Source organism: Cellvibrio sp. ARAG 10.3, assembly GCF_051846955.1.
GTDB lineage: Bacteria > Pseudomonadota > Gammaproteobacteria > Pseudomonadales > Cellvibrionaceae > Cellvibrio.
This window is the reverse complement of record NZ_JBPYCU010000005.1, coordinates 38,888-60,227: the sequence shown is the minus strand read 5'-3', so window position 1 is coordinate 60,227 and position 21,340 is coordinate 38,888. Positions and strand designations below refer to the sequence as shown.

17 protein-coding genes and 1 tRNA gene are annotated in these 21,340 nt (G+C 51.6%); 10 read left to right on the top strand and 8 right to left on the bottom strand.

From position 1 onward, the window contains the following. Window positions 1–2: 2 nt before the first annotated feature. From ACSV5M_RS08115 to ACSV5M_RS08090, 6 genes are all read left to right on the top strand, one after another. Window positions 3–1,361 (top strand): MATE family efflux transporter, encoded by a 1,359-nt coding sequence (locus ACSV5M_RS08115; protein WP_439175341.1) that lies wholly within the window; start codon window positions 3–5, stop codon window positions 1,359–1,361. Window positions 1,362–1,508: 147 nt separating this feature from the next. Further along, window positions 1,509–3,311 carry an IucA/IucC family protein gene (locus tag ACSV5M_RS08110; protein WP_439175339.1) on the top strand — a complete coding sequence of 601 codons (1,803 nt, stop codon included), beginning with the start codon at window positions 1,509–1,511 and terminating at the stop codon, window positions 3,309–3,311. Then, window positions 3,298–5,070, top strand: a complete 1,773-nt coding sequence (locus ACSV5M_RS08105; RefSeq protein ID WP_439175337.1) for an IucA/IucC family protein — start codon at window positions 3,298–3,300, stop codon at window positions 5,068–5,070. The genes ACSV5M_RS08110 and ACSV5M_RS08105 overlap by 14 nt, the downstream gene beginning before the upstream one ends. Then, window positions 5,054–6,304, top strand: coding sequence for an AMP-binding protein (locus ACSV5M_RS08100; RefSeq protein WP_439175335.1), 1,251 nt, complete (start codon window positions 5,054–5,056; stop codon window positions 6,302–6,304). The genes ACSV5M_RS08105 and ACSV5M_RS08100 overlap by 17 nt, the downstream gene beginning before the upstream one ends. A gap of 24 nt (window positions 6,305–6,328) precedes the next feature. Then, a complete protein-coding gene (locus ACSV5M_RS08095) occupies window positions 6,329–7,612 on the top strand; it encodes a DUF6005 family protein (protein ID WP_439175333.1) in 1,284 nt (427 codons plus the stop codon). Next, the gene (locus ACSV5M_RS08090) at window positions 7,612–8,466 is read left to right on the top strand and encodes a sugar phosphate isomerase/epimerase family protein (RefSeq protein ID WP_439175331.1); all 855 of its coding nucleotides are present in this window, start codon (window positions 7,612–7,614) and stop codon (window positions 8,464–8,466) included. The genes ACSV5M_RS08095 and ACSV5M_RS08090 overlap by 1 nt, the downstream gene beginning before the upstream one ends. A 42-nt stretch (window positions 8,467–8,508) precedes the next feature. Here ACSV5M_RS08090 and ACSV5M_RS08085 read toward each other — a convergent pair whose 3' ends face one another. The 3 genes from ACSV5M_RS08085 to ACSV5M_RS08075 form a co-directional block, all read right to left on the bottom strand. Next, window positions 8,509–9,597, bottom strand: a complete 1,089-nt coding sequence (locus ACSV5M_RS08085) for a hypothetical protein (RefSeq protein ID WP_439175329.1) — start codon at window positions 9,595–9,597, stop codon at window positions 8,509–8,511. Window positions 9,598–9,750: 153 nt separating this feature from the next. Further along, a complete protein-coding gene (locus ACSV5M_RS08080) occupies window positions 9,751–11,694 on the bottom strand; it encodes a glycoside hydrolase family 11 protein (protein WP_439175328.1) in 1,944 nt (647 codons plus the stop codon). A gap of 282 nt (window positions 11,695–11,976) precedes the next feature. Next, window positions 11,977–12,531 carry a hypothetical protein gene (locus tag ACSV5M_RS08075; RefSeq protein WP_439175326.1) on the bottom strand — a complete coding sequence of 185 codons (555 nt, stop codon included), beginning with the start codon at window positions 12,529–12,531 and terminating at the stop codon, window positions 11,977–11,979. 360 nt (window positions 12,532–12,891) lie between these two features. Here ACSV5M_RS08075 and ACSV5M_RS08070 point away from each other — a divergent pair, with 360 nt between their 5' ends. The 3 genes from ACSV5M_RS08070 (at window position 12,892) to ACSV5M_RS08060 (ending at window position 14,884) form a co-directional block, all read left to right on the top strand. Then, window positions 12,892–13,803 (top strand): restriction endonuclease, encoded by a 912-nt coding sequence (locus ACSV5M_RS08070; RefSeq protein ID WP_439175325.1) that lies wholly within the window; start codon window positions 12,892–12,894, stop codon window positions 13,801–13,803. A 111-nt stretch (window positions 13,804–13,914) separates the two neighbouring features. Continuing rightward, complete coding sequence (locus ACSV5M_RS08065) at window positions 13,915–14,238, top strand: hypothetical protein (protein WP_439175324.1); 324 nt, start codon at window positions 13,915–13,917, stop codon at window positions 14,236–14,238. After that, window positions 14,231–14,884, top strand: coding sequence for a DUF6036 family nucleotidyltransferase (locus ACSV5M_RS08060; protein WP_439175323.1), 654 nt, complete (start codon window positions 14,231–14,233; stop codon window positions 14,882–14,884). The genes ACSV5M_RS08065 and ACSV5M_RS08060 overlap by 8 nt, the downstream gene beginning before the upstream one ends. Window positions 14,885–15,093: 209 nt before the next feature. On the opposite strand, the gene ACSV5M_RS08055 is transcribed toward ACSV5M_RS08060, so the two are convergent. The 5 genes from ACSV5M_RS08055 to rpsU form a co-directional block, all read right to left on the bottom strand. Beyond that, window positions 15,094–15,170: transfer RNA gene (locus tag ACSV5M_RS08055), tRNA-Ile, on the bottom strand. 146 nt (window positions 15,171–15,316) lie between these two features. Continuing rightward, a complete protein-coding gene (gene rpoD / locus ACSV5M_RS08050) occupies window positions 15,317–17,176 on the bottom strand; it encodes an RNA polymerase sigma factor RpoD (protein WP_439175321.1) in 1,860 nt (619 codons plus the stop codon). A gap of 124 nt (window positions 17,177–17,300) precedes the next feature. Continuing rightward, window positions 17,301–19,316 (bottom strand): DNA primase, encoded by a 2,016-nt coding sequence (gene dnaG, locus ACSV5M_RS08045; protein WP_439175319.1) that lies wholly within the window; start codon window positions 19,314–19,316, stop codon window positions 17,301–17,303. 58 nt (window positions 19,317–19,374) lie between these two features. Then, on the bottom strand, window positions 19,375–19,830 hold the full coding sequence (locus tag ACSV5M_RS08040) for a GatB/YqeY domain-containing protein (protein ID WP_439175318.1): 456 nt from the start codon (window positions 19,828–19,830) through the stop codon (window positions 19,375–19,377). A 64-nt stretch (window positions 19,831–19,894) separates the two neighbouring features. Continuing rightward, window positions 19,895–20,110 carry a 30S ribosomal protein S21 gene (rpsU, locus tag ACSV5M_RS08035; RefSeq protein WP_087468297.1) on the bottom strand — a complete coding sequence of 72 codons (216 nt, stop codon included), beginning with the start codon at window positions 20,108–20,110 and terminating at the stop codon, window positions 19,895–19,897. A gap of 191 nt (window positions 20,111–20,301) precedes the next feature. On the opposite strand from rpsU, the gene tsaD reads away from it, so the two are divergent. Then, a complete protein-coding gene (gene tsaD, locus ACSV5M_RS08030) occupies window positions 20,302–21,339 on the top strand; it encodes a tRNA (adenosine(37)-N6)-threonylcarbamoyltransferase complex transferase subunit TsaD (RefSeq protein ID WP_439175316.1) in 1,038 nt (345 codons plus the stop codon). Window position 21,340: the final 1 nt, after the last annotated feature.

Below are 21,340 nucleotides of genomic sequence, written 5' to 3'. Positions count from 1 at the left end.
TTTTGACACAAGCATCTTCTGATCGCATTCTTAGTGGTGCCATTGTTCCGACATTTTTTTATTTTGTCATTCCCTCCATCGCTGCCTTGCTGGCACTCACCACGGCCAATCTGGTAGACGGTTTATTTATTGGCAACTTTGTGGGTGCCGACGCCTTGGCGGCGATCAATTTTTTAATCCCCTATCTTGCATTGGTCTTTGGCCTGGCGTTGATGCTCGCCATCGGTGGTTCGGTGCGTGCTGGCAAAGCGCTGGGCGAAAAAAATCCGCAGGCGGCATCGGCCATCTTCAGTAAATGTGTAATGACAGTGGGGGTGTTTGCGTTGGTGATGGCCAGCGTCAACCTGTTGTTCAGTCGCTGGATTTTTACCGCACTGGGTGCGCCTGAATCGCTTCACCCGTTGATGCGCGACTACTTTCATATCATCGCCTGTTTCCTGCCGGCGCAGTTGTTGTCGGTGGTGCTGTACTATTTTATCCGGGCGGATGGTAAACCGGTTATGGCCACCGTCGCACTGACCAGTGGTGCGTTAGGTAACATGCTGTTGGATGCGTTATTTATCGGTTATTTCCAGTGGGGTATTGCCGGTGCCGCCTGGGCAACGGGCATGTCGCAGCTTGTGCAGTTGGGGATTCTGTTTCGTTATTTCTGGCTGCCTGCGCGTCGTTTGCAGTTTCGTTTTCGCCAGACGCAGTGGGTTGACGTAGCGCACGCGGCGTTCAACGGTATTTCGGAATTTGTAAACGAAATATCCGGCGGCCTGGTGATCCTGGTGGTGAACTGGTTGCTGGTAACACGGATTGGTGTGGAAGGTGTCTCTGCCTTTACGGTGATCAATTATTGTTTGTTTGCCAGCCTGATGATTTTCTATGGCATTGCCGATGCCATGCAATTATTGGTAGCGCAAAATTTCGGCGCGCGTCAGGTGCAGCGTATGCGTCAATTTATGCTGACCTCAACGGTAGCCATACTGGTGTTCGGGGTTCTGTTAATCAGTGTGTTATTAGGTTGGCGAGCGCATTGGGTCGGCTGGTTTGTCAGCGCGCAGGATACGGCAGTCATAACCCTGGCGGCGGATTTCATTCTGGTGGTCTGGCCGATCTTTTTGGTCAATGGTTTGAACGTGCTGTTATCGTCTTATCTCACCGCTATTCATCAACCGGCAGCCTCTGCCGCTATCGCCCTGTTGCGCAGTTTAATTCTGCCTGTCAGCGTGTTGATGGTGTTGTTCTGGTGGCTGCCTGCTTATCCCTTGTTGATGGCCCTGCCTCTGGCGGAGTGGTTGACCTTCGTTGTTGCGCTTGCACTGTTTCTGCGTTTTAAACCGGCGGTTTTATTTGCATCAGAGCAGCCGCGTTAGCGTTTGCTTTTATCCTGGCGCATTGATCTTCGTAAACGTAACAGTTGTAAAACTGATTGAAGCTGAGATCCATTCTCATTAACTTCGTGGCTCTTCCTCGACAAGATCGCGGACCCGCAACGGACATCAATGCAGCAATGGTGAGCTATGAGTCAATCGTGCAGCGAGATTGCAGAACATGCATCCTTCCAGGCCTTTATCAATGGCTATTTACGTGAGGTGGATGAGGGCGTCTGGCTTCACGCGCGGCAATGGGTTGCGCGGCATCCTGATCTGAATCCTGTTCCTGCTGAATACATCATTGAACTGGCATTGCCGCACCAGAAAGTACAGCTCGCCCTGGCGGTAGACTATGTTTCATTAGTGGGGCGTCACCGTATCAGCACCGTATGGATACGGCAAATAACTGAAGCCTGGCAACCGATAGATTTTTTTCCCGTCTTAATGTTGCTAATCAATGAGATTTATTCCAACGCGGGACGCGCTTCACCGGCGTTAAAGGAAAAACATCTTGAACTGATCTTGCGCGTAACATCCAGCCTGCAATTAATGTCGCGTTTTCTGCAAGCGCGGCACGCGGACCCGCGTTTACTGGGCGATCGATTTATAGACTCTGAACAATCACTGCTGTATGGACACTGGCTGCACCCGACGCCGAAAAGTCGCCAGGGAATGGCGGAATGGTTGCAAGGTTGCTACGCGCCGGAATTGGGTGGCCGGTTTCAGTTGCATTATTTTGCGGTGCAACGCCGTTACGTCAAACAGGACTCTATTGCCGAGCACAGTGCAGAAATGATTCTGCGCACTGCGTTGGGCCGCGATACGCTGACACTGCCCGACGATTATGTGGTGGTGCCGGCGCACCCATTGCAGGCGCAGTGGATGTTGCATCAGGATTATATTCAGCAGGCATTGGCCACAGGGATGATTCGCGACCTGGGCAAGCAAGGTGTGCACTTTACGGCCACGTCTTCCGTGCGCACGGTGTATTCTGAACAGTGCCCGTGGATGCTCAAGTTTTCCATTCCGGTAAAGATCACGAACTCGCTACGCCTCAATCACTACCCGGAATTACTGGCAGGTAAGGTGATGGCCAGCTTGTTGCGCCGCTGTGACTTTGTAAAAAAAAATCCGCTTTTTCAACTGATTGATGACCCGGCTTATTTGGCCGTGCAACTGCCGGGGCAAATAGAAGCCGGCTTTGAGTTGATCATCCGCTCCAATCCTTTTACGACGCAGCACGACACCGGTGTGCATTCAATCGCGGCACTGGTGCAAGAGCCTTTGCCAGGCTTTGCATCGCGTTTGTCGACGTTGATCGCCACCTTGGCCGTTAAAGAAAAGCGCAGCCCCTCGCAGGTTGCGCAGGATTGGTTTGAGCGATACCTGGAATGTGCGGTGGTGCCATTGATCCTGTTGTACGAAGAGCAGGGCATTGCCCTTGAAGCGCATCAGCAAAACAGTTTGCTGGAGGTAAGCAGCGGTTACCCCACCACCTATTTCTATCGTGACAATCAGGGTTTCTATTTATCGCCAAGCCACCGCGAAGCTCTGGCGGCGATTGAACCGAGCGTTAGGGAAACCCCGGAACTTTTTTACGATGACGACATGATCTGTGATCGCTTTTCCTATTACCTGATTATCAATCAACTCTATTCCGTGATTTATCGGCTGGGAGCCGACCACCTGGTTGAAGAACCCGTACTGCTGGCCTGTGTGCAGCGCCGACTAGCCGCTCTGGAAAAACAATTGCACGGCACCGGCAAGCAATTTGTGCACGGCTTGCTGCACAAAAAAGCGATTCCCTGTAAAGCCAACCTGCTCACGCGCCTGCACGATATTGATGAGTTAACCGCAGAACTGGAGCTGGCGGTATATACGCACATCAATAATCCATTAGCTAAAGTCGAGGGCGTTATTAATACGGAGGTGGATTATGAAGTGGCGTGACAACAGCCCGGAACAGCGTGTGCTCCGCCAACTTATTGAGGCGTTGCTATACGAAAAATTAATTTCCTTCGATAGCTTTGCCGTTGCGCAATCCCAGGATGTGTTATTCCAGTTTACGCTGGAGCAGCAACGTTATCGTTGTCGTGGCCAGATCGGTGCGTTTGATCGGATTCATTTGGTGTCGGATAGCCTGTGCCGTTTGCGAAACGATGGTTCCCAGGCCCGCGCTGAATTGTCGACCATTGTGATGAGCCTGCCGGTGGCCGATGCGCGTCGGGAACAACTGTTGCTGGAACTTGAACACACTATTCGTTTGTGCCAATGGAATGAAAAACACCTGCCCATCGCAGAAAGGGTGCGGCGTAACCTCAGCTACGCTGCACTGGAATCGACGATCCATGAAGGCCATCCTTATCACCCTTGCTTTAAAGCGCGCACTGGATTTTCGCTGGAAGATCATCAGCAGTTTGGCCCGGAAGCTGGGCAGAACTTTCAACTGGTCTGGCTGGCTGTTACGCGTCATCGGGTGCGTTGCGCTTTACCGGTAGCGGAAGAAAATTTTTGGCAGCGGGAGCTTGATAAAGACGTCATCCTGCTGCTCGCTCACCGTTTGCGCCAGCAAGGCGGCGATGCCAGCGATTACACCTTGATGCCGATGCATCCCTGGCAATGGGAAAATTTGAAAACGTCTGCACTGGCATCCGCGTTGGCCAACCGGGAAATCATTCACCTGGGTGCCGCCGGCGATTATTACCAGGCCACACAATCGATCCGCAGTGTGTTGAATATCAGTCATCCCTTGCGCGCTACGCTGAAGTTGCCGATGAATCTCGTTAACACCTCATCGCTACGCAATCTGGAATCCCATGGTGTATGTTCTGCACCGGTCATTTCACAATGGCTGCAAGCGGTGGTGCGCACCGATCCGTTATTTGAAAAACATTATCCGCTCTCATTGCTGGATGAATACGCGGGCATAGTGTTTCAACCGGAACCTGAACAACATGCACAGCTCGACGGTCAGGTTGCGGCCATCTGGCGTGAAAGTGTTGAACACCATTTGTTGCCCGGTGAGCAGGCCGTGCCGTTTACCGCACTGGCATTAATGGAGGCTGATGGTCGCCCGTTTATTGATGAGTGGCTGGACTGCTATGGCATGGAGCCCTGGTTACATCGTTTGATTCAGGTGGCGATATTACCTGTCTGGCATTTATTGGTAAAACACGGCATCGCGCTGGAAGCTCACGCCCAGAATATGGTGTTGGTACACCGCGATGGTTGGCCACAAAAAATTATTCTGCGCGATTTTCACGAGAGTGTTGAATATGTGGATGAGTATTTGCCCTCGCGCGATTATTTACCGGACTTCGCTGCACTGAATCCGGCCTACATCAACGCAGAACCGAATCGCTATTACTGGATGACGCGCATTGAAGCCCTGCGCGAACTGGTGATGGACACCTTGTTTGTGTTCAATCTGAGTGAAGTGTCGCACCTGCTGGACAGTTACTATGGGTTTCCCGAAACCCGTTTTTGGCAATGGGTTAATCAACATTTACAGGCTTATCTGGACGATAACCCCGCGCTTGCCAGTCGCCAGGCACAACTGAATTTTGATGCAGCACATATCCACACCGAATCCTTACTGACACGAAAATTATTCGGCAAAGCCTATGCCGAATTTCATCATCTGGTCAGCAATCCGTTTTATTCCCACCAGCCCGTAAAGAGCCTGCCCGAATATGATCTATGTGAATGACGATCACTACAGCCGCGATTTTTTTAATGCGCGCTTTGCTTACTATGAAACCCTGCCTGTGTTGCGCAATTGCGCGGGCCAGCGCCTGGCGGTTTGCTTGACCGATACCGCTGAATGGATTGCCCTGTGTTTATTTATCAGGGAAAAGCAAGGCTCGGTATTTCCTATCCACGCGGCGACACCGCTTGAAGCGGCACGTCGTGCTGCGCATCGCGCTGAGTGCCATCAATTGCTATTTCACGCGCTCGATAATCCGGTAGTGATTAGCGAGCGCGCTGCCGATGCTGCTGGCATGCTGGTACAAATGAGTTCCGGCACAACAGGTGAGCCGAAAACCATCGCGCGCGCCTGGGATTCTATTGACGAAGAAATTACCAGTTATATTGCCAGCTTCGGCGCTGCGGCACAGCTGACGCCGGTGGTGGCGTGTCCAGTGACGCATTCCTACGGTTTGATTTGTGGCGTGCTGGTCGCTTTGCAGCGCGGCGTACAGCCCATAGTGATTACGCAGATCAATCCAAAGTATGTCATTAAAATATTACGCACCCATCCACAGCACCTGTTGTACGCGTCTCCGACTTTACTTAACACCTTGTCGCAACTGATGCCCACCGGTACCCGCTTTCATGCGGTCATGACATCCGGTGCGGTTATGCCCAAACCCTGGTTTGAAGCACTGCAACAAAAAACCGAATTTTTGTTTCAGCAGTACGGTTGTTCCGAAGCCGGTTGTGTTGCCCTGAGCCAACACATGCAGGCCGCCAACGATATGGGTAAACCGCTACCCCACGTAGAACTGGTTGCCGGAACGAATAGCGAAACCCCGGCAGAAATTGTGATTACCAAACAAGGCACAACCATCTTCACCCAGGATCTGGGTTATCTGGATACCCAGGGTCATTTGTTTTTTGTGGCCCGACAGGACGACACCATCATCGTAGCGGGGCTCAACGTTTATCCCCAGGAAGTGGAAGATGTGTTGCTGGAATACGGGCCTATCACCGAATCGGTTGTGTATAAAAAACAGGACGCCTATGCCGGTGAGCGCGCCTGTGTGAAATTTGTTGCGCGCGCTGCGGTGGATATTAATCACCTGCGCGCCTGGTGCGCCAAACACCTGGCACCGCATCAGGTGCCCCATGAGTTTCAACAGCTGGATGACATTCCCCGCTTACCCAACGGCAAGATCAACCGTAAATCCTTAGCCAATGCCACTGCCGTAGCGCCCGCATAAATTTCCGGATAAAAAGGTTTTTGCATGACCAAGACAGATATCGTCAATGTGATACATCAGGTACTGGCAGAGAAGATGGCCATCCCCTATGTATCGGCCTTCAGTCCTTACGCGCGCCTGAACGAGGATCTTTATCTCGATTCAGTGATGGTGCTGCAACTGCTGCTGCATATGGAGCTGGATCATGGTTTTGTTATTCCCGACGAAGCCCTGGCTAAGGAAGATTTCGAAACGGTTGATACCCTGGCGAACCTGTTGGCGCGTTTGGACAACACGACGACCGTTATCGAACAGCCAATAGAGTTTGAAGATATCAAGGTACATTGCTTCGTCAGTTGCGTGTGCGAGATGATCAAGAAATCCGAACGAGTGGATCATCGTCCCTTTTATTTTGGCGTGTGGGATGCCGATATTGTGGTGACGGACGATAGTCGAATTTCATATCACTCAGCGACGATCAATCATGATTTTTTTATTGAATGGTACAAGCGAATCTATGGTGTCACTATCCATCGCTGGTATGACAGCGCCTTATCCAAAGAGGCCAACGTGCGCCGTTTGCTGTCCCTATTGGACAATAAAATGCCTGAACGCAACATCATGGTCATGCTTGATATGTACTTGTTGCCAGAACGGGAAAATAAATTTAATGCAAACCCGTTTCCGCATTACGTGATGCTGGAAACCACTGACGACCCGGATGCCTGGCTGATGCTGGACCCGGATTATCGCTGGGAGGGTGAGCTGCCCAAAGCCAGGATCCTGGAAGCCATTCGCTCGCCCCACGCAGTCGGTGGTTATTACTTTGACAGCACCGATATTGCACCGTCATCCAACGCTGCCATCAAAGCTTACTTCGAGGCGTGCATCAAACGTGATACCAATCCCATGACGGATGCTGTGCGACTTATCATCCACAACCACCTCGACAGTCACCAGGGGCTGCAACTTTCCCACCTTGCTGAAGCCCTGAAAGAGTTGCCGGTATTGTCCATTCGCAAATATGCCTACGAACACGGGTTCGCCTTTTTCTGGCGGGCGATGAAGCTGGAGGATGACGAATTCGAAGCCTGGTGCGATGTGATCGGCAAATTGGTGGAAACCTACAAGATCATCCAGTACCGCGCGATGAAACTGGCGGTAACCGATGATGCCGATCTGGCTCGCGAGATTTTCCAGTTGCTGGATGAGCAGGACCAACGGGAATTCACTATCAAACAACATCTACATGCTGTCTACCAAACCTGGTGCGCCACCTGGGAGAAAACCTCAATCGGTAATACCACCTTATCTCCAGCGGAGGCATGATGATTAATTTATCACTCTGTACCATTTCGTTCCGCCATCAACTCATGTCTATCGAGCAAGTGGCCGACTGGGCGCGCGCGCAACAGTTTCACGGGATTGAACTGTGGGGCATACACGCGCGTAATCTCGCGCACCAGCCGGAGTACGATGAGCAGTGGCTGGCATCTTTTGGGTTATACACCGCCATGATCAGCGACTATTTGCCGCTCGATGGCGATCCGCAAGAAGCCCAGGCAAAGGCCGGCATTCTGTGTGGCTGTGCCAGCCATTGGGGAACACGCAAGATCCGCAGTTTCGCGGGTCAATTGTCCAGTGATGCGGTGAACCCTGAACAGCGCCGGGTGATGGTGCGGCGTTTGCAGCGCTTGTGTGATCAACTGGCAGATTACGGTTGCGAACTCTTGATAGAAACCCATCCCAACACCCTTGCCGATACCGCCGCCTCAACGCGGCAATTACTGGAAGAAGTTGATCATCCCTCGCTGAAGTTAAATTTTGATGTATTGCACTTGTGGGAAGCCGGTGATGATCCGCTGGCGGTTTACCAGGAATTCAAACCCTTCATTAAACATTTTCATTTAAAAAATATTCGCGAACGTCGCCTGCTGCCCATTTTCTCGCCGGCCAATGTTTATTCACCAGCGGGCACGCGTGATGGCATGGTGTCGCTATTTGAAGGAGAGTTTGATTACGCAGGCTTTTTAACAAAGCTGGCGGGTGAGACACCGATCGAAGCATCCCTTGAATGGTTTGGCACCGATGTGAAGGAGGTCTTAAAACAGGATCGCGAACGTATCCTGCGCCTTCTGCAGCCCGTCAACGCAAAAACGTTTTTGCAGGCAGTGCCGGTATAAAAAGCGCACCGGAATTCGGTGCGCCATGATCTGATGTACCGCTTAGGGGCAGCTATGTGTCAGCCTGGTATAGAGCGTATTCAAGTCCAGGCTATCGCTCCAACCTTGCGGTTTATAGGATGAATTAAAGCCGGCGTTTTGCAGATCCTGCGCGTAGCGATTGTTGATGTATCGGTGGCTGAAATTACCGACGCCATTGAAATAATGGTCAACCAAATTGGTCGGATGCAGTGCAAACTCACCGCGATAACTGGCACCGTCATTGCCATCATTCCAGCCCCAGGGTGCATTAGCCGAATTGCTGTTGCAGGAGGCAAAGATCGCACCGCCACCGCAGCCACCGCTGTTATTGCCTTTAAAGGTTCCCCAGGCATGAAAGGTACTCGACATGGCGCTGGTCATGCTCGCTTCATGCAGGGCTTGTTGCCAGAAACCATTGGGTTCGAAGATGTTGACCAGTTGGTATTTCACTGACCGATCATTGCCCGATGAAGGCGTTTCACCTGTACCGCGGCTTGGATAATAGATCACGCCGTCCTGGTTGCTCGCCCCAGTGAAATTATTGATGTAAGGCCAGGCTTTCAATCCATGGCCTTTTGCTTCCTGCGCCGTTCGTGCGCGGTTTGATCCTTCATAAAATGTAAAGGTAACGCTGCCATCAATATTTTCATTGCCGTTGGTTAACGGACTCCCGTTAGGTACAAAGGAATAAAAATCGGAATGGAATACGGTGATCATCCCTTCCATTGCGCCATAGGTGTTGCCGTTCTTGCGCACAATAAAGAGCGCACCTTCCAAGTCATTTTCATGCTCACCATCAAAGGGTGTATCCACCCAATCACGCGGATGAAAAAACGCATAAATAATAAAATAGTGCGAACAGCTTTCTACCACCGAATAATAAACGGTGGCTGGCCACAGGCCATCGCCGAGGTTGTCCCAGTTATTATTTGAAATCCAATCCGAATCGTAATCAATTGCCGTAATGTATTCCGCAGGGTAATTCGTGCTATCGGTATCCTGATAGTGAATTGGCGCATGATGAAACGCTAGATCGGCGTAAAAATCTGCGCTGGCGTGAGCAGTAATGAACATCAACAACATTGCCAATATCTTATAAATGTGTGACACAGTGCGTTCCTTTTGTAAGTGTAAAAAGCAGGAACGCTGATGATAGAAAGCCAATGTTTAGCTAGCGTGACGGTATTGTGACGGGAAGAATCTGCAATAAAAAAGGGAGCGGATTACCCGCTCCCTTTTTGCAATATGCGTGCTCGAATTTATTTAATTACAAACCACGCCTCCGGCACCATTTTGACTGTTGCAAGTACTGGTACTGATACAACTACGGGAATTTTCCCAACCCCAACCGCTGGCCTGGATTTGGCAAGTCGGATACAAGGTGCCGTACCAATTGCATTGACAGTTAGTGCCACCGTTATTACCGCCGCCTGAACCCGAAGGCGCTACCGCACGACCGGTATTGGGATCAATACGACCGGGGCACAAACCTTTCGCGCGCAAGTTAGCAGCGATTTGTGGAATGGCTGCATTGGTGTTGGCGTAGTTGGCATCGTGCATCAAAATAACCTGGCCGTTCTGTAATTGATTCGCAGCATTGGCAATCGCACTGGCGCTTGCACCATTCCAATCCTGTGAGTCTACATCCCACGTAATCACGCGCAAGCCAAGTGCCTGGGCCGCTTGTTGAATCGTGGAGTTCACCGTACCGTAAGGCGGGCGGAACAATGTGGGCTTGGGGGCGCCCGCATTTTGAATGGCCTGGTTGGTGCGATTGAGCTCATCGTACACCTGCTGATAACTGTAGCCGCCCATTTGCGGATGGGTATAACTGTGGTTCTGCACCTCACCAACCGCGCGCATCTGCGTCACCAATGACGGATTGCTCGCTACGTAATTACCCTGACTAAACCAGGTAACCGGTGTGAGATTATTTTGATTTAATAAATTAATCAGCGTTGAGGTATTGGAATTGGGACCATCATCAAAAGTGATACCGACATAACCGCTGCAATTGGTATTACCGCCATTATTACCGCCGGATGAACTGGTGGAACTACTGCTGCTATTGCCGCCGGTATTACCACCACTGCAACTACCGCTGAAACAATCGTAGGTAAAACCAAACCCAATCACACCATTACAATGCATGGTTTGCGAATAGGAACCGCCACCGCACTGGTTGTTGCCGTAAGTCGCGGTGTTGTACTCCATATCTTCCGCTTGACGGGTTTCGCCGTTCACCTGAATGTAATCCAGAATCACATCACGGTTGGTGCCATCGTTGGTGAACTCTACCTGGATATCCCCGGACGCACCGCCAGTGTAAATGTAATTCTGATTGCTGGTGGTTAGCGTCCAGCTGGCCACCGCTGAACCACCGACACGCAAGCTGATGCGCTCATCGCCATTGGTGCCGCGAGCGCGCACCGTAATGCCACCGCCGTTACCACCGCCATTGCCCGCACTGCTGCTGTTGCCGGAGCTGCTACTGCTATTGCTGCCACCGTTGTTGCCACCACCGGTACCTTCGCTGACGGTGATGTCGGAACTGCCACGGCTTTGATAGCCTTCCGTCGCTAATACCATGTAATCGTGATTACCCAGATTCAATCCCTGGCTGGCCCAGTAATTAAAATGGTTCGCCACAGTGATGGTACCGGAGATGTTGCCGAAGCCTTTCTTGGGCGTTCTCACGCTGAAGTATTGATAGAAGGTGCTGCTGTTGCCTTCGATGGATGGCTGGTTAACCCGCTGACAGCGACGCACATTGTAAGTGGCCCCATCGCTCTGAAAACTGCCATAGTTTTGTCCGCCAGAACAGTTGGCGGGATTATAGGAACCGTAGCTTTCAATCACGTAATACTCAATCAACGGATTGCGCGTCCAGCCGTACAACGCGAGATACGAGTTTTGCGAATTATCGACGTTATAGCTGCCGGAATAATTCACAATCTTCGGCCCGCCGGGATTCCAGCCCTTGCCACCGACCCAGTTATTGGTGCTGTTGGACCACTGGGAGGTGTAACGGCCGCCTGCAAGCAACCCGAACGACGCATCGCCGGAATCTTTCCAGAACGAATAATAAAAACCGTTGTGGGTTCCCGTCTGGTTTGACGTTAAGGTTTGCGCATTGGTGGTAGTTATGCCAAAGGCGAGGGCACATGCGAATGCCGTCGCCAGTTTTTTGCCGGTGAGTAATTTCATTATTGATCTCCATGCTGTTGCCCTCTCAACCAATGCCGCCCATAGAGGAGGAGAGGTTGTTGGTAGCTCATCCTGCTCATTGCAAACAGGAGCTGTTTTTTCAGGCGCCACGATTATTATTAAAGCCTTGCCGCGTCCTGAAGAGCGCTATTTATAAGGGCTGGAGGTATATTGTCAATAAAACCATATGTATATTGTCAAACAAACTATATGAGCGGTTTGGATATGAAGATATGTTGCTTGAAAGCGGGAATTGTCGGTTGTTTTTGGATTGCGGGTGGGTTAATGCTCGCCGCCAATACCCATATAGATAAACAATGCTGCTCTATGCACAGAAGAATCCTCGATGGACATATAACTAACACTGTATTCGGCTCGCTTATTGTCCTGAGTAGAGTCGTCATGCGCTGTCGCTAGTGCGCTATCAGCATCAAACCCTTTTTCTTCAAATCGTTTGATCATTGCCGATACTGCATTCTGAATACTCGCATCCTGTACTGCTGAGTAATTGAAAAAACTTTTAAGTGTTTCACTAAATTTTTTGCCATCTGAAAGTTCATTCGTAGTACTAGCGTAGTAAGCAATTTCGAAGTTATACATCAAGCAATACTTGTGCTCCACAACGGCTACAGATCCATCCTTATAGGCAATGTGCAATCGATTGATGGATTCGTATCCATCGACATCCTTCTGCCAAAAGGTATTGGCGATGTTGTCGGATGTTGGTGTAACAAAGTTCAGAGTATCGCTGGTTAAGGAGCATGTGTGAATGCTGCCTTTTTCCGCATGACATGCGGCGGTGAGTGTTAATAAGAGAAGTGAAATTAGCAATCTCATGCACAGCTGCCGTTGATATTTGGTGAGAGAGAACCTCGATTTTGCGGGAGTTGGGGTGCAAATGGAAGGTGATTACGGGTTGGTTTAGGTTGGCTAGGTTGCATAAATCAGGGATATTATGAGATTTGTCGAAAAGTTAATGACGCTAGCTTCTTTGAACTCTTCCCAAGATTCCCCTATTGTCTCAGAATTCACAGGGTCTCCAGATTGTGATTGGTGAAATATTGACCATTGATGGGCTGGCTAGCGACCTCGGTTGGTCAATAAGACCGCCGACCACCTGGCCTCAGAGAGGAGGTTGCCGTTTAGGCGAGTGGATGTGGAAGAGTGGATAGAGCAAGCTAAGCGGAAGGAAGCAAAATGATTCCAGATTTTCAAAGCTGCATGCGCCCTTTATTGGCTGCCGTGCAGGATGGCCAAATACATCGCTTTAACGAAGCTTTCGAGCAAGTGTGTATTCATTTCCAACTTACCGAAGATGAACGCTCAGAAAAGTTGCCATCAGGTAAGCAAACCATTATTCGAAACCGTATTGCTTGGGCTAGAACCTACCTGAATAAAGCAGGATTGCTGACTGCGCCGGGGCGGAGTCAGTTGCAAATAACTGACCGAGGCCGGGCGGCGCTTCAGCAAGAGCCGGACCGAATTAATGTGCGGTTTCTGAAGCAATTCCCCGAATTCGTTGAGTTTCACACCGCCAAACCAAAGGCGAGTACAGCTGTTACTACCTATGAAAGCGACACTGAAGATACGGACCCAACCGAGCGTTTGGAAGAAGCCTACAGCGAAATTCAACAGGAACTTATTGAAGAGGTCCTCCAAGCCGTTAAGCGGCAATCGCCCCAATTCTTAGAAAAACTTGTGGTCGAGCTAATGCAGGCCATGGGCTACGGTGGTTGGAGTAAAGAGTCCGGCCAGGCAACTCAATACACCGCTGATGGTGGCATAGACGGCCTAATCAACGAGGACCCACTCGGTTTAGATACCATTTACCTTCAGGCGAAACGTTACGCAGACAGCACCATTGGTCGCGAAGCTATTCAGGCGTTTTCTGGTGCGTTAGATATGCAACGCGCCCACAAAGGTGTTTTTATCACTACGTCAATATTTAGCAAAGGGGCGCTGGAATACGTAAGATTGATTCAGAAAAAAATTATCCTGATTGATGGCGCCAAGCTCGCGGCGCTTATGATTAAACACAATCTCGGTGTATCAGTGAAAGAGACCTACGAAATTAAAGCACTGGATACAGACTTCTTTAACGAAGATTAAAGTTGATAAAAATGACTAAAGAACGGCAGATAGAACAGAAACTAAAAAGCATAATCAATTTTTAAAAGAGCCTGATCTGTATACTTTTCCAAATTGATGGATGTTCTAACAATGAGCAGAAAACATATACCCGACCAGCGTACCTATGCCTTTCACCAAAAAGCGGCAGAGATTCTTCGGGGATCACCGCAAAGATTGAGTGAAGTTAATGACGTTTTGCTCAACTGGAAAACGATGTCCGGAACTCAGGCCGAAGGCTGGGCTGGAAAGTGGCAAGAGCTAATCGACGGCTTGAGTGCTGCTGAAGTGGCAGAGTTGATTTGCCAAGAAGGAGAAGAAATGGACTTCTATCGCAAGAGCAGTCCGTTTGCTTGCCTTTTATCCGATGAAGAGCGAGTGGAGATAATACGGAGGTTTAAATTCGATCATGAATAAAGCACAGCTGGAACATATTTTACTATCAGCCGCTAAAGTTGGTGACGATAACGAAATTATCGTCATAGGCTCGCAATCTGTCCTTGGACAATTTCCGGAAGCAAGTAAAAACCCGGTGCTTTCCTATTCAATGGAAGCTGACCTTTATCTCAAAAATAAGTTGAAAAACACAATATTAGTTGAAGGCGCTATTGGCGAAGGTTCTATGTTTCACCAAACCTTTGGCTATTACGCGCAGGAGGTTGGCCCAAATACCGCGATTTTGCCAAAAGGTTGGGAAGATAGACTGTTCCCGGTTGTTGTTAAGCGTGATGGCCGAACTGTTACCGGATACTGTTTGGAGGTTCATGATCTTGCCATAGCAAAGTATGCAGCCGGTCGGGAGAAAGATTATATTTTTCTCGCGGTACTGATCAATAAGGGCATGCTAAGGAAAAAGGAATTGATCAGTCGTGTGTATTCTACCAAGTGTATTCAGCCCCAGTCCGTAATTGATCGTATCAAGCGAGACTTTAAAGAGTACGCTGGCAAGCACCATGATTTTGGAAAATATATGCCTGCCTCAACTCATCAGCCGTCATCGAGAAAGGATCATGATAAGCAGAGCTTTATAGCTAGTGTGAGAAAAGGGAAAAATATCATTTAGGAGAAATAGACTCTCATCGACATAGATGCTCATCGCCTGCATTTTGATTCTTGCCTTACTGAAGTCGCGGTAAGGTTGAAATAACGCTTCAATTGAGGTGCTGTTTGTAATACAAAAAAGCAGTTATCTTGGCCATTGGCATCCTGGCTCATCATGGTTTGGCCAAAACGGCAAAACTATGATGCCAAGATAAATATGGTGTCGGAGAATGGTGGGCCCAGCTGGACTTGAACCAGCGACCTGCCGATTATGAGTCGGATGCTCTAACCAACTGAGCTATAGGCCCTTTTTGAGGAGCTCGCATGAAGGATTGCGCGAGTGGGGCGCATTATAAAGGCATGTGTCGACGGTGGCTATAGTTTGGTTTCATTGAGTTTTAAATAGCAAAAAGCCCGCGCTTGGCGGGCTTTTTAGTTTTAGCTAGCGTCAGGATTACTCATCCAGAAAGCTACGCAAGTGATCAGAGCGTGAAGGATGGCGCAATTTGCGCAGCGCCTTGGCTTCGATCTGGCGGATACGTTCGCGGGTTACGTCGAACTGTTTGCCCACTTCTTCCAGGGTGTGGTCGGTGTTCATATCGATACCGAAACGCATACGCAGTACTTTGGCTTCGCGCGCGGTCAGGCCGGCGAGGACTTCGCGGGTAGCTTCGGTCAAACCTTCGATGGTCGCGGACTCCACCGGTGAAATAATGGTGGTGTCTTCGATAAAATCGCCCAGATGTGAATCTTCATCGTCACCGATCGGGGTTTCCATGGAGATTGGCTCTTTGGCGATCTTGAGCACCTTACGCACTTTATCTTCCGGCATATCCATACGGATACCCAGTTCTTCCGGCGTCGGCTCACGGCCCATTTCCTGCAGCATCTGACGCGATACACGATTGAGTTTGTTGATGGTCTCTATCATGTGCACCGGGATACGGATGGTGCGCGCCTGGTCGGCGATAGAGCGGGTAATGGCCTGGCGAATCCACCAGGTCGCGTAAGTAGAAAATTTGTAACCGCGACGGTATTCAAATTTATCTACCGCTTTCATCAAGCCGATATTACCTTCCTGAATCAGGTCGAGGAATTGCAAGCCACGGTTGGTGTATTTCTTCGCGATGGAAATAACCAGACGCAGGTTGGCTTCCACCATTTCTTTCTTGGCGCGACGCGCACGCGCTTCACCAATCGACATGCGACGGTTGATGTCTTTGATGTTGGCCAGTGACAGGTTATTTTCCTGCTCAATCTGAATCAGGCGGCGTTGTGCGCGCAGGATATCTTCTTCAACCAATTTCAGGGCGTCAGAGTAATCGCGCTTTTTCTTGATGATGTCCGGAATCCACGACTCATTGACTTCGTTGCCGGGGAATTCTTTGATGAATGTCTTGCGCGGCATGTGCGCTTTACGCACACACAATTCCATGATGGTGCGCTCTTCGCGGCGCACAGTGTCCAGAACACCACGGATTTGAACGTAAATCGGGTCGAATTGGCGTGGCGGGAGCTTGAAGAATTTGAACAGGTCGCCTTGGGCGGTCAATTCTTTCTCGGCTTGCTTGCTGTTGCGCCCGTGTTTCGCGACGGCTTTATCGGCCTTCTCGTTTTGCTTTTTCAATTCTTCGAAGCGAACGCGTGCTTCTTCCGGGTCGACACCGGATACGCCTTCTTCTTCATCGTCGCCGGAGGATTCTTCTTCCTCGTCATCGTCATTGGCGGCTGCTTTGGGGGCAGCGGTGGCGATAGGAAGTTCTTCGTCGGTGGTGGCTGCGGGAATATCTTCTGCCGGGTCGAGCCAGCCGATAATCACATCGCCCAGGCGACGCTCTTCTTTGGCAACCAGTGCGTATTCGTCCAGTACCTGCTGAACGGCGCCGGGCCAGTAGGAGACGGCATGCATTAATTCGCGCACACCTTCTTCAATGCGTTTGGCAATGACGATTTCGCCTTCACGGGTCAGCAGTTCGACAGTGCCCATCTCGCGCATGTACATCCGCACCGGGTCAGTCGTTCGGCCCGCTTCGGTTTCCACGGCAGCCAGGGCGGCAGCGGCTTCTGCGGCGGCGATTTCGTCGGCAGAGGAGTCGCCATCGGTCATCAACAAGGTATCGGCATCCGGCGCGGTTTCGTACACGCGGATACCCATGTCGTTGATCATCTGGATGATATCTTCGACCTGATCCGGATCTGAGATATCTTCCGGTAAATGGTCATTTACCTCGGCGTATGTGAGGTAGCCCTGTTCTTTACCTCGGGCGATCAGCTCTTTGATACGAGACTGTTGCTGTTGAGCGTCGTCAGACATTCGGAACCCTGTCAAAAACGTGAGTGGGAGAAACGCAAAGCGCGGGATTATAGCCCATATGTGGCATTGGATTCTAGGAAATCAAGCGGCTGGCGGCGGAGGTGACATAATTCTTTTCGGTTGGTTATTTTATGATCTTGTGCGCTAGAACCTCGGCAGCAAGGCGTTTGCGCTCCTCTTGATTTAAGTCGCCACTGCGCAATTTTTCCAATAATTGAGCGGTTTTTTTTGCGCTCTCCTGTTTGCGTAGCTTCTCCATGCAATCGCAAAACGCAGCGGCGCTGTCGTAATCCGCCTTGGGTGGTTTGTCCTGGCGTACCTGGGTGATCGCGCTTGTGGCTTGCAATAGGTCATGACCGGCGATGGCGGCCAGCTTTTCAGTATTTTCCGAGCCGTAGGCGCCCAACCAATAGCCGAGGATGTGGGACAGGTTGTAATGGCTTCGTTCGTGCAGCAGTTTCAATAGCCGCCCGAGTAACTGTATCTCTTCGTCTTCACAGGCCAGCCAACTGTCATGATCCGCTTCGCTGGCGGCCAGCTCCGGGTGTGTAAGCAACAGGGCAATTGCCTTGCGCGCGGGCGGCATCAGGTATTTGCTTGCTACCTGTGGTTGTAGGTCCGGTTGTAGCTCTCGATAGTCTCGCGCTTTATTCCGGCGCGGCTGGCGCTCCTCGTAGTAGCCATCGTATTCCGGTGGCGGTGACGGCGGGCTGTAATAATCGTCCGTATAGTCGCTGTACTCCGGCTCGATAGGCGGCGGAGCGGAAGGGTGTGACGGCTTTTCCGGCTTGGGTTCTGTTTTGATCGGGGCCGGCGCGGGTAACGGCTCGGGCTGTGCCTGGCTGATCAAATCCTGCAGGACATTGCGACTGAGGCCGGTGCGTTTCGCCAGGTTTTCAAACATCAACTCGCGAAAGACACCTTTCGGGAGGCGATCCAGTAAAGGCGCGGCGCGTTTACTGAAGCTGGCGCGGCCTTCCATGGTACGGATGTTCAGGCCTTCTGCCACGGCATCAAACAAATAGTCTTCCAGGGGAACGGCAAGCTCTACCATGCGCTCAAACTTTTCCGGTCCTATCTGACGCACCAGGGTATCCGGGTCTTCGCCCTCGGGCAGGAACAGGAATTTGACCTGCCGGCCGTCTTTCATGGACGAGAGGGAGTTTTCAAGTGCGCGGTGTGCGGCGGTGCGCCCGGCGTTGTCGCCATCGAAGCAAAAGACCACTTCGTCGGTGTGGCGGAAGGCGCGATCCAGGTGATCTTCGCCGCATGCCGTTCCCAAAGTGGCTACGGCGTAACGAATACCGAACTGCGCCAGGCTGACCACGTCCATATAACCTTCAACCACCAGCAGGCGCGGTAACTCACGGTACGCCAGGCGTGCTTCGTACAGCCCATACAGTTCCTGGCCTTTATGGAATATAGGCGTCTCGGGTGAGTTGAGGTATTTGGGTTTATCGTTGCCCAGAACCCGTCCGCCAAAGCCAATCACCCGGCCGCGCGTGTCGCGAATGGGAAACATGATGCGATGCCGGAAACGGTCGTAGATGCGTTTTTCATCGGTGTTATGGATCAGCATCCCGCCTTCGATCAGCAGGTGCTTGTCTTCGTCCGTTTCCGCGAGGGATTTGAGCAGGTTATCCCACCCCGGAGGTGCAAAGCCTACGCCGTATTCCTTGGCAATCTTGCCGTCGAGGCCGCGGCCTTTCAAGTAAGTCACCGCCATCTGCTTGCTGGGGTGCTGGCGCAACTGATTTTGGTAAAAGGTGCTCGCTTTCTCCAGCAGGCTGTAGATGCTGCGCTTTTCCTGCTCGCGCTGCGCCTGGGCTTCACTTTGTACTTCGCGCGGTACATCAACGCCTACCAGCCGGGCCAATTGCTCCACGGATTCAGGAAAGCTGAGGCGTTCGAAGTCCATGATAAAGCCGAGCGCATTGCCGCTGGCGCCGCAGCCAAAGCAGTAATAGAACTGTTTTTCCGGGCTGACGGTAAACGAGGGGGTCTTTTCTTCGTGAAAGGGGCAGCAGGCGCTGTAGTTCTTGCCGGTTTTTTTCAGCTTAACGCGATGATCCACCACCTCGACAATATCGACGCGGTCGAGCAGGGTATCGATAAAGCTTTGGGGGATTAAACCGGCCATAGTGAGTCGCGTAGCTTGGGGTGACGAGTTGCCAGTATAAGCAATTGACTCGCGGTTGTTAGCGGCTCAGTTGTTCTTTCAGTAACTTGCTGACTTCGCCCATGTCGGCGCGGCCCTGTACCTGGGGCTTGATCAGGGCCATGGCTTTACCCATGCCGCGCATATCGGCAACACCGGCATCTTTAATGGCCTGGGTAACGATTGCAGACAACTCATCGCTGCTGAGGGCGGCGGGCATGAATGCCTGGATTTGGGAAACTTCGTAGGCTTCCTGGGCGGCAAGCTCATCGCGCCCGGCGGCACGGTATTGCTGCTCGGAATCGCGGCGCTGCTTGATCATCTTGTCCAGCACCGCCAAGGCGCGCGCGTCTTCTACGTCAATGCGCTCATCAACTTCGATGCGCTTGAATTCCGACATAACCAAACGCAACACCGCCACGCGCTCTTTCTCTTTCGCGCGCATGGCGTTCTTCAAGGCATCGTTGATGCTGTCTCTCAGTGTTGTGTTTGCCATGGGATAACCTGTAGCAGAACGACACGGAATCCGACTCAGGTCGGATTACAACCAAGACCCGGAATTAATACAGGCGGGTAAATTTCTTGGATTCGCGTTGCACTTTCTTGGCGTGGCGCTTAACGGCAGCCGCAGCGTTACGCTTGCGTACAGTCGTGGGCTTTTCGTAGCACTCGCGAGCACGTACGTCAGCCAGGATGCCAGCTTTCTCACAAGCGCGCTTGAAACGGCGCAGAGCAACGTCGAAAGGTTCGTTTTCTTTAAGTTTTACTGAAGGCATGTTGTTACCTTTGCTGTCTTGATTCATCCTCTGGCGCAGGGCTGCAAACCAGGGAACCTGAGGGGCGCAGATTCTATACACTTCTTATTACCGGCGCAACCGTCGCTCCGGGCCTGGGTAAAATACTTACTGGCGCCTGGCACCAGCCGCCTTTATCATACGCCACCCCTGTATATATAGATGGTAGAGCAATGCGCGTACTTGGGATCGAAACCTCCTGCGATGAAACCGGAATTGCCGTTTACGACAGTGAACGCGGCTTGCTGGGCCATGCGCTCTACAGCCAGATTGACCTGCACGCTGAATACGGCGGCGTGGTACCTGAGCTGGCCTCCCGCGACCATGTCCGCAAGATTCTGCCGTTGATTGACCAGGTCATGGCCGAGAGCCACACCACGCCGCAGGATATCCAGGGTATTGCTTATACCTCCGGCCCCGGTCTCATCGGTGCCTTGATGGTGGGAGCTTCGGTTGGCCGCGCGCTGGCCTATGCCTGGGATGTGCCCGCTATCGGCGTCCATCATATGGAAGGCCACTTGCTCGCGCCCATGCTGGAAGATAATCCCCCCGCTTTTCCTTTCGTTGCCTTGCTGGTTTCTGGCGGGCATACCCAATTAGTCAAGGTCGATGCCATTGGCTGCTATGAATTGCTGGGTGAGTCGCTGGACGATGCGGCCGGTGAGGCCTTCGATAAAGCGGCCAAGATGCTTGACCTGGATTACCCCGGTGGGCCCCAAGTGGCGCGCCTGGCTGAACAGGGCACACCCGGCCGTTTTGAATTTCCGCGCCCGATGGTCGATCGCCCCGGCCTGGACTTCAGCTTCAGCGGTTTAAAAACCTACACCTTGAATACCATTGCCGCTCACGCACTACCGGACGGCCTGCCCGATGACCAGACCAGTGCAGACATCGCCTGCGCGTTCCAGGATGCGGTGGTAAGCACACTGGTGATCAAGTGTCGCCGGGCGCTGGAGCAAACCGGTATGAAAACCCTGGTGATTGCCGGTGGTGTTTCTGCAAATAAAAAATTGCGCCAGGAGCTGGAAATCGCCTTGGCCAAAATCCACGCCAAAGTGTTCTACGCCCGCCACGAATTTTGTACCGACAATGGTGCCATGATTGCTTACGCCGGTTGTCAGCGGTTGCTGGCGGGGCAATCGGAATCGCTCGCCGTCAACGTGCGTGCCCGCTGGCCGCTTAACACGCTATCGCCTCTCGCTACGGATTGAT